The 13,416-nt window shown below is 71.0% G+C and carries 12 protein-coding genes; 5 read left to right on the forward strand and 7 right to left on the reverse strand.

The window, feature by feature from the left end:
* Positions 1–78: 78 nt before the first annotated feature.
* The 3 genes from ACT53O_RS02900 to ACT53O_RS02910 all read right to left on the reverse strand — a co-directional run bounded on the left by ACT53O_RS02900 (position 79) and on the right by ACT53O_RS02910 (position 2,546).
* Positions 79–735: a response regulator gene (locus ACT53O_RS02900; protein WP_036316733.1), complete on the reverse strand. Its 657-nt coding sequence runs from the start codon at positions 733–735 to the stop codon at positions 79–81.
* Positions 732–2,015, reverse strand: coding sequence for a sensor histidine kinase (locus ACT53O_RS02905; RefSeq protein WP_476151290.1), 1,284 nt, complete (start codon positions 2,013–2,015; stop codon positions 732–734). The genes ACT53O_RS02900 and ACT53O_RS02905 overlap by 4 nt, the downstream gene beginning before the upstream one ends.
* Positions 2,016–2,090: 75 nt before the next feature.
* Positions 2,091–2,546: an Lrp/AsnC family transcriptional regulator gene (locus ACT53O_RS02910; protein ID WP_081767941.1), complete on the reverse strand. Its 456-nt coding sequence runs from the start codon at positions 2,544–2,546 to the stop codon at positions 2,091–2,093.
* Positions 2,547–2,617: 71 nt separating this feature from the next.
* Here ACT53O_RS02910 and ACT53O_RS02915 point away from each other — a divergent pair, with 71 nt between their 5' ends.
* Genes ACT53O_RS02915 through ACT53O_RS02925 form a run of 3 tightly spaced genes read left to right on the forward strand, consistent with a single transcriptional unit; the run spans position 2,618 to position 5,812 of the window.
* Positions 2,618–4,072 (forward strand): DUF6421 family protein, encoded by a 1,455-nt coding sequence (locus ACT53O_RS02915; RefSeq protein WP_476151291.1) that lies wholly within the window; start codon positions 2,618–2,620, stop codon positions 4,070–4,072.
* A complete protein-coding gene (locus tag ACT53O_RS02920) occupies positions 4,065–4,739 on the forward strand; it encodes an SDR family NAD(P)-dependent oxidoreductase (RefSeq protein ID WP_476151292.1) in 675 nt (224 codons plus the stop codon). The genes ACT53O_RS02915 and ACT53O_RS02920 overlap by 8 nt, the downstream gene beginning before the upstream one ends.
* Positions 4,740–4,744: 5 nt before the next feature.
* The gene (locus ACT53O_RS02925; RefSeq protein WP_432206816.1) at positions 4,745–5,812 is read left to right on the forward strand and encodes a threonine aldolase family protein; all 1,068 of its coding nucleotides are present in this window, start codon (positions 4,745–4,747) and stop codon (positions 5,810–5,812) included.
* Positions 5,813–5,832: 20 nt separating this feature from the next.
* Here ACT53O_RS02925 and ACT53O_RS02930 read toward each other — a convergent pair whose 3' ends face one another.
* From ACT53O_RS02930 to ACT53O_RS02945, 4 genes are all read right to left on the reverse strand, one after another.
* Positions 5,833–7,770 carry a M3 family metallopeptidase gene (locus ACT53O_RS02930; RefSeq protein ID WP_476151293.1) on the reverse strand — a complete coding sequence of 646 codons (1,938 nt, stop codon included), beginning with the start codon at positions 7,768–7,770 and terminating at the stop codon, positions 5,833–5,835.
* A 42-nt stretch (positions 7,771–7,812) separates the two neighbouring features.
* The gene (locus tag ACT53O_RS02935; protein WP_347418325.1) at positions 7,813–9,075 is read right to left on the reverse strand and encodes a DivIVA domain-containing protein; all 1,263 of its coding nucleotides are present in this window, start codon (positions 9,073–9,075) and stop codon (positions 7,813–7,815) included.
* 110 nt (positions 9,076–9,185) lie between these two features.
* Complete coding sequence (locus ACT53O_RS02940) at positions 9,186–10,007, reverse strand: AlbA family DNA-binding domain-containing protein (RefSeq protein WP_476151294.1); 822 nt, start codon at positions 10,005–10,007, stop codon at positions 9,186–9,188.
* A gap of 33 nt (positions 10,008–10,040) precedes the next feature.
* Positions 10,041–10,709: an NUDIX hydrolase family protein gene (locus ACT53O_RS02945; protein ID WP_347418323.1), complete on the reverse strand. Its 669-nt coding sequence runs from the start codon at positions 10,707–10,709 to the stop codon at positions 10,041–10,043.
* 94 nt (positions 10,710–10,803) lie between these two features.
* On the opposite strand from ACT53O_RS02945, the gene ACT53O_RS02950 reads away from it, so the two are divergent.
* A complete protein-coding gene (locus tag ACT53O_RS02950; RefSeq protein ID WP_347418322.1) occupies positions 10,804–11,457 on the forward strand; it encodes an alpha/beta hydrolase in 654 nt (217 codons plus the stop codon).
* Between the two features lie 264 nt (positions 11,458–11,721).
* On the forward strand, positions 11,722–13,395 hold the full coding sequence (locus ACT53O_RS02955) for an ABC-F family ATP-binding cassette domain-containing protein (RefSeq protein ID WP_476151295.1): 1,674 nt from the start codon (positions 11,722–11,724) through the stop codon (positions 13,393–13,395).
* Positions 13,396–13,416 lie beyond the last annotated feature (21 nt).

Consider the following 13,416-nt stretch of genomic DNA (forward strand, 5'->3'; position numbering starts at 1 on the left):
GGAAGGCGTCTGCAGCCCCGCGTCGGCCTCGCGTCGCGGAGACGTACATCGCAAGGATGATGCGGCGACGACGCGCTCTCAGGCCAAGCCGTGCTCGAACGCGAAGACGACCAGCTGCACGCGGTCACGGAGTCCGAGCTTTCCCAGCACGCGGCTGATGTGTGTCTTCACCGTGGCCTCGGACAGGAACTCGCGCTGGGCGATCTCGGCGTTGGAGAGGCCGCGGGCGGCGAGGGCGAAGATCTCCCGCTCCCGGTCGGTGAGCTCGGCGAACGCCGGCGGTGCGGCACGCAGAGGGGCCGAGAACTGGGCGAACAGCTCACGCGTGGCCGCGGCGGCGATGACCGCCGAGCCCGACTGCACCGTGCGGATGGCCGCGAGGAGGAACTCCGGATCGGCGTCCTTCAGGAGAAAGCCGCTCGCCCCCTGACGAATGGCTCGCGCGGCCGCCTCGTCGAGATCGAAGGTCGTGAGCATGACGATCCGCGGGGGTGCGCTCGCCAGCGTCGTATCGGACAGCAGCTCCGCGGTCGCAGCGAGGCCGTCCATCACCGGCATCCGGATGTCCATGAGCACGACGTCGGGGCGCGTCTGTCGGACGACCCGCACGCCTTCCGCCCCGTCTCCGGCTTCACCGACGACGGTCAGGTCCGGCTGCGAATCGATGACCATGCGGATGCCGGCGCGAAAGAGGGCCTGGTCGTCGACGAGGACGACACGGATTGGCGCGCTCACCGCGCCGCCTCCGGGACGTGCGAACCCGGCAGCGTCGGCCCGGGCACGCGGGATCCCGGCGTCATCGCTTCGGCGGCGATCGGCAGCGAGGCACTCACCACGAAGACCCGCCCGCGGGGAGCCGCCTCGAGGTGCCCGCCGACGAGTTGTGCACGCTCACGCATGCCGATGAGCCCGTGCCCGCGCGCCTCGCCGTCTGCGCGGTCGCCGTGCGCGCCGGCAAGCGGCGACGGCGGATCGATGGGATTGCTCACGGTCAGCTCCACCCGTCCAGGGTGCCACGCCAGCCGCACGCTCACCTCGGAGCGTGCGCCGTGGCGCAGCGCATTGGTGAGCGCCTCCTGCAGGATGCGGAAGACGGCGAGCTGCACGGCCGAGGGCACCTCGGCGGCCGGCATCGGGTCGACATCGACGCGCAGTGCGACCCCCGCCGCGCGCACCTGCGCGTAGAGCTGTTCCAGGTCGGCGAGCGTCGGCTGTGGCCCTTCGGCCTGCGTGTGCCGCAGCTGCGTCAGCAGCATCCGGACGTCGGACAGCGCGGCGCGGGCCGTGGCCGAGATGGTGCCGAGCGTCGCTGCGGCAACGGCGGGGTCGGATGCCGCCGCGTAGCGCGCACCGTCGGCCTGAGCGATCACGACCGCGAGCGAGTGGGCGACGACGTCGTGCATGTCGCGGGCGATGCGGGTGCGCTCGGCCTCGGCGACCGCCGTCGCCTCGGCGAGTTCTTGCGCGCGGCGGTTCTCGCGCGCACGCAGCGTGGTGCGCACCAGCGCGCCGGTCGTCCACGACAGCAGCAGAGCGAACGCGGCGGAGGCGAAGGTGGCGACGCTGGCGAACACGTACGTGCCGATGCCGTTCGGCGTCCCCGCTCCGAGCAGGAGCGGCACCACGACGATGTAGGCGGCGATCGCGAACGCACCGACCAGGGATGAGGCGAGCCCGAACCAGAACGTGCGTCGGGCGCCGTATGCGGCGGTGGTGTAGAGCACACCGAAGATCACGACGTTCGCCGGCAGGGGCGGCAGGCCGCTGGCCATCTGCATGATCGCGGCCACCCAGCAGACCGCGAGCGCCAGCTCCGGCGCGAGGCGGCGGATCGCGCCGGCGGCCGAGAAGACCACGGTGAGAACCAGCGCGACGGCGAGCGCCACGCGCGGCGGCAGCACGCCCGAGCTCACCGAGTCCCAGGGGACGAGGGTGGCCAGCACGGCGAACATCGCGAAGACGCCGGCGGCGACGATGTCGACCGTCAGCTGCGTTCGGGTGAGCGTGCGGAACACGCTTCGACGCTACGCGACGGCGCGTGTCGCGGCATCCATCGCGGGATGTATTGCAGTCGGCGGCGCCCGGCGGCCCTAGGACGCGCCGAGCGGGACGATGGGCCGGTGCTCGTAGAACGTCTGGAGGACGACGGTGGTGCGAGTGCGGACGGAGGCCGCGAGGCGGATGTCGCGCACGAGCTCTTCGAGTGCGCGCGGCGAGGCGACGCGGGCGAAGAGCATGTAGCTGGCGTCGCCGGCGATCGAGTGGCAGGCCTCGATGGCGTCGAGGTGCTCGAGCAGCTCGGGCGCGTTGTCGGGCTGGGCGGGATCGAGCGGGGTGATCTCGATGAACGCGGCCAGGGGGCGTCCGGCCGCATCGGCATCGACGAGGGCGCGGTAGCCGGTGATGACCTCGCGGGACTCGAGGCGCTTGAGCCGCGCCTGCACCGCCGAGACCGACAATCCGACGGCGGCGGACAGGTCAGCCAGGGTCATCCGCCCGTCACGGGAGACCTCGGCAACGATTCGACGGTCGACATCATCTTCCACACATGGAAGAATATCCGATGCGAGCCACTCAGGCCGTAAATATTCCTGCCAAACGATCGGAGGTGCCCACCATGTCCCTTCTCACTCCCGCGAAGTCCGTCATCGGAGAGCCCGAGGTCGTCGAAGACGACCGACCGATCACCCAGCTCGTCGAAGACGACCGGCCGATCACCCAGCAGCCGGCCTGGCTGGCCCTGAAGGACGCCGTCTCACGACTGCAGCCGCTGCAAGCACCCGACGGCGCGGTGCCCGACCCCGCTCACCGTGATCATGCGACGTCGCTGGTCGCCGTCGTTGCGAAGGCGATCGAGACTCTCGCGCCCCTGTTCCCGCACGACGCCGATTATCTGTCGGCGTGCGTGATCGACCTGCACCGCTGGGCGGACTCCGGTTTCGGCGCACCCGACTTCCTCGACTCCTTGGTCGCCTTCCAGCCGCAGCGCGATCGGGTCGATGGCCTGCGCCATCTCGTCGTCTTTCCGATGTACACGCAGAACGGCTCCCGCGACCGCCACCTGGAGGCGGTGCTCTGCGAGGTGATCTGGCCGGGGTTCATCGCCGAGCTCGAACAGACCTACACCAACGGCCTGTTCGTCTCCCTCCGCCTGCTGGACTTCACGTCCGGCTACGACACGAACTCGGCGGTGCTGTTCCCGGAGACGGTCGCCATGCGCGAGATCCCGGCGTTCACCTGGGGCGCGATCTTCCAGGACCGTGAAGCGGCGCGTTTCCGACGCGTGGTCGCCGCGGCATCCGAGATCACGAAGCTCGATGTGCCGGAGGGCGTCACGCGCCTGCTCGCCGACCAACGCTTGACCGAGCAGACCTTCGTGATGTGGGACCTGATCCACGACCGCAGCCACATGCGCGGGGATCTGCCGTTCGACCCGTTCATGATCAAGCAGCGCATGCCGTACTTCTTGTACACGCTGGAGGAACTGCGATGCGATCTGACGGCGTACCGGGAGTGCGTCGGCATCGCCGTGCGGCTGAGCGCGCGCGTCGATGAGGGCGACGATCTGACGGATGCCGAGCGGGAGATGCTCGATCACGCGCGACTCGTCCCGTACGCGGTGCTCTTCGACCGGATCTTCCGATTCGCCATCACCGGGTCGCGGGTGCGCAACTACGACGGTCTCGGCGGGCAGCTGCTCTTCGCCTGGCTGCACCAGCGCGGCGTGCTGCACTGGACCGACACCGCTCTCGCCCTCGACTGGGACGAGGTGCCGGCGGCGGTCATCGCCCTCAGCGATGCGATCGACCGGCTGTACTGGGAGTCGATCGACCGACCGAAGGTCGCGCACTGGCTCGCCGCCTACGAGCTCGTGAGCAGCGTCGTGACCCCTCACCCGGCGTCGCTCTGGGCGCGCGGTCTGCCCGACGACGTGCTGGCCGGAGCCCCGAAGGGCTACACCGACGCCGTGCTGGACGACGAGTTCCCTCTGTCGATGTTCTTCGAGGCGCTCGACAAGAAGATGCAGAGCGTCATCTCCTCGACCACGGGGATCACGGGCCGCGATGGGTGACGGCGTGCGTGGGCGCTCGGTCATGATCGCCGGTGCGACGAGCGCGAGCGGGCACGCCGCCGCACGCGCGCTCGTGGCGGCGGGGGCGAACGTCATCGCGGTGGGGCGACGGGCGGACGCTCTGATCCCCCTCCGAGAACTGGGCGCCCGCACCGTCGTGTGCGACCTCGCCGACGAAGCGGAGGTCGCGCGCTTCGCGGCGACGCTCGCGGCGGACGGCGTGCGCCTCGATGGGCTGCTGCACCTCGTCGGCGGCTGGCGCGGCGGTGGAGGGCTGCGCGGCCAGACCGAGGCCGATTACCGAGATCTCGAGAGCGGACTGAGCGCCCTGCGGCACGTCACGAGAGCGTGGTGGGACGATCTGCGTGCCTCCGCCGCTGCACGCGCGGCGATCGTGTCGTCCACGGCGGTCGCGCGTCCCCTGGCCGGCGGCGCGAACTACGCGGCCGTCAAGGCGGCCGAGGAGACGTGGGCGCGGGCGATGGCGCAGGGGTTCGCGAAGGACGCGCGCGATCGCTCGATGCCGCAGAGCGCGGCATCCGTCATCTTCCGCATCCGCGCACTCGAGGGTCTCGAGGACGAGCTGGCCCGTGCGTTCGTCGGTCTGTGGGAACTCGACGCCGCCACCGTCAACGACACGATCGTCGCTCTCGGCGCGTCGAACTAGATTGGATGTCCGTGACGACTCTCCACGACACCGCCGTGCGCGGCTTCGCCAGCGACAACTACTCGGGCGTCCACCCCGAGATCCTCGAGGCCATCGCCGCCGCCAATCACGGACACCAGATCGCGTACGGCGAGGACGCGTACACGGCCCGATTGCAGGAGGTGTTCCGTCACCACTTCGGTGCGGGCGTCGAGGCGTTCCCCGTCTTCAACGGAACGGGCGCGAACGTCGTCGGGCTGCAGTCGATGCTCCCGCGCTGGGGTGCGGTGATCGCGGCATCCACCGCGCACATCAACGTCGACGAAGGCGGCGCTCCGGAGCGCGTGGCGGGGATCAAGATCCTGAACGTCCCCACCGACGACGGCAAGCTCACCCCCGAGCTCGTCGATCGCGAGGCCTGGGGGTGGGGTGACGAGCACCGCGCGCAGCCGCTCGTCGTCTCGATCACACAGTCGTCCGAACTCGGAACCCTCTACAACCCCGACGAGATCGCAGCCCTCGCCGACCACGCGCACGCGCGCGGTATGCGCCTGCACCTCGACGGCGCCCGGATCTCCAACGCGGCTGCGGCGCTCGACCTGCCGCTGCGGGCCTTCACGACCGATGTCGGCGTCGACGTGCTGAGCTTCGGTGGGACGAAGAACGGCGCGCTCGGCGGAGAGGCCGTCGTTGTCCTGAACCCGGATGCCGCGGAAGGACTTCTGTTCCTGCGCAAGCTCAACATGCAGCTGGCGTCGAAGATGCGCTTCATCTCCGCGCAGCTGGTGGCACTGCTCGAGGGAGACCTGTACCTGCGCAATGCCCGCCACGCCAACGCGATGGCCCAGCGGCTTCGTGCCGGCGTCGAGGCGGGCATCGCCGACGGGTCGATCACGGGGGTGTCGTTCAGCCAGCCGACGCAGGCCAACGGCGTGTTCGCGGTGCTGCCGGACGGTGTCGCCGACACCCTCCGTGAGAGCTTCCGCTTCTACGACTGGGACGCGGCGAAGAACGAAGTCCGCTGGATGTGCTCCTTCGACACGTCCGAGGACGACGTCGACGCGTTCATCGCGGAGCTCGCCCGCCTCACCTGAGACCCGCGCCTCGCCGCCGGTCAGGCGCCCGCGAGCCAGTCGCGGTAGGCGTCGAACGAGGAGGGCCGCCCCAGGAAAGCCTCGACGAGCGCGGTCGCGTCCCGGCTGCCGCCGGGCTCGAGGATCTCACGACGGTAGCGGGTCGCCGCCTCGGCATCCATGAGGTCGCCGCCGAAGCCCGAGAGCAGGTCGCGCGCGATCACGAGGCTCCACTGGTACGTGTAGTAGCAGGCGCCGTACCCCGTGAGATGCCCGAATCCGGCGTACGAGTGCAGCCCGCGCAGCGGCTGCACGGGGCTCGTCGAGGCGTACCAGTGCTCGGTGGCCGCCTGCAGGTCGGCCGGACGGTCGACGTGCAGGTGGTAGGAGACGTTGGCGTGACCGAGCTGACGGCGCACCTCCAGTGCCCGGCCGAACCCGTCGGCGACGCGCATCTTGGCGACGAGGTCGGCCGGGATCGGCTCGCCGTCGGCGTTCGCCGTGAAGGATGCGAGGACCTCGGCATCCCACGCCCACTCCTCCAACAGCTGACTCGGTGCCTCGACGAAGTCCCACTCCGTGGCGACCCCCGAGAAGCGCACGAAGCGCTGGGCGCCGCCGAGGATGTCGTGCACGAGGTGACCGAACTCGTGGAAGAACGTGACGACCTCGTCGTGGGTCATCAGCCCGCGCGCGAAGTTGCACAGCAGCACCGCCTCGGGCAGCACGCGTCCCGTCACGCCGGGCGCGAGGGGGAAGCACGCGGCGTGGTTGTACTTGCCGTCGCGCGGATGCAGGTCGAGGTGGATGCGTCCGAGCCGCTCGCCGCGGCGGATCACGTCGTAGGAGCGCACGTCGTCATGCCAGGCGGAAATCTCGACGGGAACGTACTCGACATCCAGCAGGCGCGCGGTCGTGTCGAGCACGCCCGGCAGCACGCGGTCGAACGAGAAATACGAGCGCACCAGCTGGGCGTCGACGTCGTGACGCTCACGCCGCAGCGTGCTGAGAAGGTAGAAGAAGTCGGCGATGGTGACCTCGGTGGCCGACGGGTCATCCTGTCGCAGCCGCTCGAGCAGCACGGGGTACTCACCCGCGGCGGCGGCGGCCGACGCATCGTCGAGACGCGCGAGGAACTCCGCGATCGCCGCACTGCCGCCGTCGGGGCGTCCGGCGCCGATCATGCGGGTCTCGGTTTCGTAGTCGGCCCAGTCTCGGTAGCCGAGCAGCTGCGCCCGCTCGGCGCGGACCGTCAGCAGTTCGGCGAGCACCGCGTCGTTCGCCGGCCACGCGAGGTCGTTGTAGGCCGCGACGAGCGCCGCGCGGGTCGCACGGTCGGTCGCGTATTCTCGCACCGGCATGAGGTCGGTGTACTCGGTGGTGAGCACGATCAGTCCGTCGTCGTCCACGGGATGCGCGTCGATGAAGTCCTGCGGCAGACCCGCCAGAGCCTCGGGTGCGACACGGACCTCCCGCCGCCCGTCGCGGATGTTGCGCGAGAACTCGAGGCTCAGCTCCGTGTCGCGGTCGGTGAGCACGCGCACGCGATCGCGGTCGTCCGGAGGAAGGGCGACGCCCCCGCGGCGGAAGTCGCGGCGCACCTCGGCGAGCAGGCGCACCTGGTCGGCGTCGAGATCCTCACCGGTCAGCGCCTCGAACGCGGCGAAGAGCTTCGCGTCGAGAAGCCGGGATGCCGAGAGCGCCTCGAGCGCCTGCACCTGGGCTTCCGCGACGCGGCGCACCTCGGCATCCGGGTGCGCCTCACTCAGGAGATAGGCCTCGCACGTGGCCTGACGCAGCGCCAGGTCGGCGTCGTTCCACAGATCCAGGCGCGTCGCGGCATCCATCTCGTCCGCCGCGCCGACGAGGCGGGCGTCGACATCGGCGACGAGGGCGACAGCGGCGGCGGGGCGTCCGGACGCGAATGCCGCCCAACCGTCGGCGTCGGTCGGGAAGACGAGGGGCTCGATCGAGGTCATGCTCCGAGCCTACGTCGGGCCCGCGACGTCACCGATCGGCGATCACTGCGGCGCGTGATCGTCGTCGATCTCCTCGGCACCGGGTACCGACGCGGCCTCGGCGCCGTCGGCCGCCGCCGCCTCGGTGCGCAGCAGTTCCTTGACCTCGGACATGAAGCTCGTCAACTGCTGCTGCTGCCAGCGCAGCGCCCGCGCGCGGTCTTCGGCGTCGCGCAGCACGCTCTGCGAATGCCCGGTGACGGTGTCGATGATCTTCTGCGCCTTGACGCTCGCGCGATCCAGGATCTCGCGCGACCGCAGCCGGGCGTCGGCCTCGTGCTGCTGAGCCTGGGCGCGCATGAGCTTGTCGAAGTCGTCGGCCTTCGCCGTGATGCGCTGCGCGTGCTCCAGCGATGCGGCGACCTGGTCGTTGGCGTCCTGCGTGATGCGCTCGGCGTGCGCGACGGCCTGGTTGTGCAGCATCAGGAACTCCTGCTGGGCATCGTCCTGCCGGCGGCTCAGGGCCTCCTCGAACTCGAGTGCGCGTAGGCGCTGCTCGCGCACCGCGTCCTCCGCCTCCGCGCGGAGCTGCTCCGTCTCGCGCGAGACGAGAGCACGCAGGGCCGCGGCGCCCTTCTCGGCTTCGGTGCGGATGGCAGCGGCCTCCTGTTCGGCCTGGGCGACCTTCTCGGCGGCGTGCGCCGCTTCGCGCTCGAGCTGGGCGGTGTGCGCCGTCAGCTCGGTATCGATCGTCAGTCTCGCCTGTGCGGCATCCGTCGCCGCCTGGGCGCGCACCGTCTCGATATCCGCGTGAGCCGCTGCGCGCTGCGCGGCGATCTCCTCGCGGGCGGCCTGGAGAAGACGCTCCGCCTGCACGCTCGCGTTCTTGATGATCACGGATGCCTGGTCCTCCGCGACCCGCAGCACGTCCTCGAACCGCTCGCGTTCGTGGGAGGACTCCGCGGCAGAGCTCACGAACTCCGCCGAGAGGGTCTGCACCTTGTCCTCTGCGTTGTCGGCGCGCGCGGACTGCACCGCGAGGTCGCTCTCCAGCTGCGCGACGCGCGCCTGGAGCCGCGCGAGCTCGTCGGTGCGCTCGTGCTCCTGCTGCTGCGCGGTCTCGAGCTGACGGGTGAGCGCGTCGGCGTCGGCGCGGCGGGCGTCGGTGTCGGCCATCAACGCCGCGAGCGCGGCATCCACGGCGGCGCGGTCGTAGCCGCGGAAGACGGTGGGAAACGACGCCGCGTCCCCGTCGGATCGGGACTCGTGCGACCCCGACATGAGGTCGTCGAAGGCGGACTGGTCGGACTCGTGGCGGTCGGTCATGGCAACACTCCGAAGCGGCGCCCGCCCCGGCGGGCGCGGCGGCATGTCACCGACTCGGGCGTGCCGGCACGCGAATGATATCGGAGAAGCCGATCGTCACGGTGTCGTCGTCAGCGACGCCCGAGCAGAAGATCGGTGAGGGTGGGCCGGAAGTGCCGGGCGACGTAGGTCACGGCTTCGTCGACGCCGAACGCGCGGGTCGAGTTGCCGACCCGCACCCACAACTCGGTGCCGCCGCCCTGGGCGACGAAGACGGGCTCGGGCGCTCGCGGGCAGCGTACGGCGCAGACCGTGGCGCCGTCGACCTCGGCGAAACGGATACGCGGCATGGCAGCGGCGTTCTTTCCGAGACTCGCCGTCAGCATGTCGCGCAGCCAGAGCTCGAACCGGTCGGCGTCGGGGGTGCGGAGCGTCGCGAAGTCGCGATCGAGACCATGCACGCGGCCGTCGTCGTCGACGCCGATGAGCAGTGTTCCCCCGGAACTGTTGAGGAAGGCGGCGACGGTCTTCGCGACCACCTGCTCCATCCGCGCGTCCTTCTTGTCGTCACGGACGTTCCAGCGCGCGGTCTCCTTGAACTCGACACGGTCGCTCTCGCCCTTCTCCAGGAGCGCGGCGACGTCGATGGCCCCGTCGCGGCGCAGCAGCGCCGCCACGCCGGCGACGAGGAACGACAGCCCGAGGCTGCTGCCGGTCGCCAGCAGCAGTGCGGTCGGCATCCACAGCCTCAGCCCGACGAAGAACCACCCCGCCAGGAAGAGCCCCAGGCTCACTCCCAGCAGCGACACGATCGTCATGACCGACAGCGGCAGGGAGAGCCGGGCACCGAACAGGCGACGCAGCACCCAGGCGATCACGAACGACAGCAGCAGCGCCAGCGGCAGCGCGCCGGCGACCTCGACGAGCATCTCACTGCGGGGCACGGTGATCACCTGGGTTCGAGAGTCGGTTCGGCGGCGGGGCGGTCAGCGCAGCGCGCCGACGCTGGCGAGAGCCAGACGGATGAGCGTCGAGCGCCCGCCCTCCATCTCGGCGGCCAGAGCGTCGGACGACGCCTCCTCGGGGGTCATCCACGTGACCTCCAGGGCATCCTGGCGCGGCTCGCACGTACCGGTGACCGGGATGACGAACGCCAGCGACACCGCATGCTGACGGTCGTCGTGGAAGGCGCTGACCCCGGGCAGGGGGAAGTACTCGGCCACCGTGAACGGCACCGGTTGCGGCGGAAGCTGCGGGAACGCCATCGGACCGAGGTCGTTCTCGAGATGACGGAAGAGGGCGTCGCGCACCGTCTCGCCATAGCGCACCCGCCCCGACACGATCGACCGGGTGATCTCCCCCAGCGGCGTTGCCCTCAGCAGCACGCCGACCTGCGTCACCGCACCTACGCCGTCCGTGCGCACCGGCACCGCCTCGACGTAGAGGATCGGCAGCCGCCGACGGGCCTCGGCGAGCTCGACGTCGCTCAACCAGCCGGGGTTTCCGGCGCTCTCCGGAGCCGGCGAGCCGAACGTGCCGTCGCCGAGGGGGTGCCCGGGACGACCGACCCCTCCCCCGAAGCCGCGCAGCGGGTCGCGAGGGGTCCCGTCGTCGTCGCGTTCGTTCGGATCGGGGTCGGGGGTGCGAACGGCCATGCCTCCATGTATACCCGCACCGCCGCCCATGGCGCGTCCGCGGCGTCGGCCGGGCGACGACGCGAGCGTCGACACCTCCTGCGAGGATGGGGTGATGAGCGCGATCGCGATCGACGACGGGGCCGTCCTCTGGTCCGAAGGCCCCGAGGCGCGCAGCGGCAGACCCGTGCTGCTGCTCCTGCACGGCTACGGCTCGGACGAGCGCGACCTGTTCGGGCTCGCTCCGTTTCTGCCCGACGCGTTCGTGCTGGCCGCCGTCCGCGCACCGTTGGCTCCGCCGTTTCCCGCCCCCGGCTGGTCGTGGTACCCGATCGAGGGACTCGACGGACGCTCGAGCACCGCAGTGACGGACGCCGCCGACGCCCTGATCGCGTGGCTCGATCGGACGACGGATGCCGAGACGGTCGGCATCCTCGGATTCTCCCAGGGCGCCGCGGTCGCTCTGCAGGCCCTGCGCCTGCGCCCCGAACGGTTCGCGTTCGTCGTGAACCTCGCCGGCTATGCGGACCCGACCCCCCTTCCGGGCGACGGGACGCTCGCCGAACGCCGCCCGCCGGTCTTCTGGGGACGGGGCGCCCGCGACGAGGTCATTCCGCCGGCCGCGGTGGCCCACACGGTGCAGTGGCTGCCGGAGCACGCGACCTTGAGCGGTCGCGTCTATGCCGGGCTGACCCACAGCGTGTCGCAGGAGGAGCTCGACGACGTCCGCGTCTTCCTCGAGAAGCAGCTCGCCGCCGCGGAGGGCTGAGCCGGCTGTGGCCTTCGGAGGGCGGGTGCGTTAGGCTGTCGGCGTTCCTGTCCCGACCGTGAGGAAGACCGTTGAAGGGTTTCGACGCCGCGCTGTGATTGCGCGCTGAGACGTCGATCCCTCCGTCCCTCTTCGGAACCCGGGTTCTCGACGCGTCGGCGCATCCTTATCCGCGCCGGCCGTCGACCCTCTCCCGTCGTCCCGGGAACGGTGTCGTGCGCGCCCGCGCTCCGACACTGTTCCCGTCACCGACAGGAGGCACCCATGCCCCACGCTTCTCCCGCGGTCGTGCTCGACCGCGTCACCTTCACCTGGCCGGACGGCACCGTCGCTCTCGACAACGTCTCCGGAGCCTTCTCCGATGTGCGCACCGGACTCATCGGACGCAACGGCGCCGGCAAGTCCACGCTGCTCGGCCTCATCGCGGGCACCCGCGTCCCGGCATCCGGCACCGTCTTTCGCAGCGGCACCGTCGATGTGATGCCCCAGCGGGTCCCCGAAGACACCCGCGTCGCCGCTCTGCTGGGCGTCGACACGTCCCTGGATGCCGTGCGCGCCATCGCCTCCGGCGACGTCGACCAGCGTCACTTCGATGCCGTCGGCGACGACTGGGACGTGGAAGCGCGGGCCCAGGCCGCGCTCGCCGAAGCGGGCCTGCCCGCCGACGCGCTCGACAGACGCGTCCACGCCCTCTCCGGCGGCGAAGCCGTGCTCGCGGCGCTGGTCGGAGTGCGGCTGCGCGGTGCACCCATCGCGCTGCTGGACGAGCCCACCAACAATCTCGACCGCGATGCGCGGGCGCGGGTATACGAGCTCGTACGGAGCTGGCGGGGCACGCTCATCGTCGTGAGCCACGACACGGCACTGCTCGAGCAGATGGACGAGACGACCGAGCTCTACGGCAGTGCGCTGACGACGTTCGGCGGTCCGTACTCCGCGTGGCGCGCAGCCCATGAGGAGGAACAGGCCGCCGCACGGCAGGCCGAGTCCGCCGCTCGCCAACAGGTACGACGCGAGAAGCGCGACCGCATCCACCAGGACCAGGTGCTGGCCACCCGGACGGCGGTGGGCAACAAGGCGTACGCAGAGAAGCGCGTGCCGAAGATCATCATGGGAGCCCGCAAGCGCTCGGCACAGGTGTCCGCCGGGCGGCTTCGCATCGAGGCGCGCGACAAGGAGATGGAGGCGAGAGCCGTGCTCGACGCCGCCGAACGTCGCGTGCGCGACGACGAGTCGGTGCACATCGACCTCCCCGACCCCGGCGTCGCCGCGGGCCGGCGGATCGCGACGATCGGTGACGGCGAGCGGTCGTGGGTCATCCAGGGCCCGGAGCGGGTCGCGCTGATCGGTCCGAACGGAGCAGGCAAGACGACCCTCCTCGAACGGCTCGTCTCGAGTGGCTCGGTGTCGTCGGAGCACGACGACGTGCACAACTCCGCCTCAACCGCTGCCGGCGGCGGTGCCGGTGGTCCGGACGGCCCGCCCAGGCGGAGTCCTGCACACGCGACCGCCCACACCGACCGCGTCGGGTACCTGTCGCAGCGGATCGACCGACTGGATGAGGAGGCGACGCCGCTGGAGAACCTGCGCCGCGCCGCACCCGGCGTCGGCGACGTCGAGCTGCGCAACCGTCTCGCACGGTTCCTGCTCCGCGGGGCCACGGTGCTGCGCCCGGTGTCGGCGCTGTCGGGCGGTGAGCGCTTCCGCCTCGCGCTGGCATGCCTCGTGATGGCCGAGCCGGCACCGCAGCTGCTGGTGCTCGACGAGCCGACGAACAACCTCGATCTCGACACGGTCGACCAGCTCGTCGCCGCGCTGTCGGCGTTCCGCGGCGCCGTCGTCGTGGTCAGCCACGACGACGGCTTCCTCGGGAGGATCGATCCCGACCTCGTGCTCGAGCTACGGGAGGGGGTGCTGACCGAGGTCGCGTCCGGCTGATCCGGCCCTCGGGGCGGCGGG

This window comes from Microbacterium sp. DMC48, from assembly GCF_056313825.1.

Bases quoted from the DNA above. Each gene is read 5' to 3' on its own strand.
- ACT53O_RS02920 (WP_476151292.1), top strand. From the start codon at position 4,065: ATGGGTGACGGCGTGCGTGGGCGCTCGGTCATGATCGCCGGTGCGACG.
- ACT53O_RS02930 (WP_476151293.1), bottom strand. From the start codon at position 7,770: ATGACCTCGATCGAGCCCCTCGTCTTCCCGACCGACGCCGACGGTTGG.
- ACT53O_RS02950 (WP_347418322.1), top strand. From the start codon at position 10,804: ATGAGCGCGATCGCGATCGACGACGGGGCCGTCCTCTGGTCCGAAGGC.
- ACT53O_RS02915 (WP_476151291.1), top strand. From the start codon at position 2,618: ATGTCCCTTCTCACTCCCGCGAAGTCCGTCATCGGAGAGCCCGAGGTC.
- ACT53O_RS02925 (WP_432206816.1), top strand. From the start codon at position 4,745: ATGTCCGTGACGACTCTCCACGACACCGCCGTGCGCGGCTTCGCCAGC.
- ACT53O_RS02955 (WP_476151295.1), top strand. From the start codon at position 11,722: ATGCCCCACGCTTCTCCCGCGGTCGTGCTCGACCGCGTCACCTTCACC.
- ACT53O_RS02935 (WP_347418325.1), bottom strand. From the start codon at position 9,075: ATGACCGACCGCCACGAGTCCGACCAGTCCGCCTTCGACGACCTCATG.
- ACT53O_RS02945 (WP_347418323.1), bottom strand. From the start codon at position 10,709: ATGGCCGTTCGCACCCCCGACCCCGATCCGAACGAACGCGACGACGAC.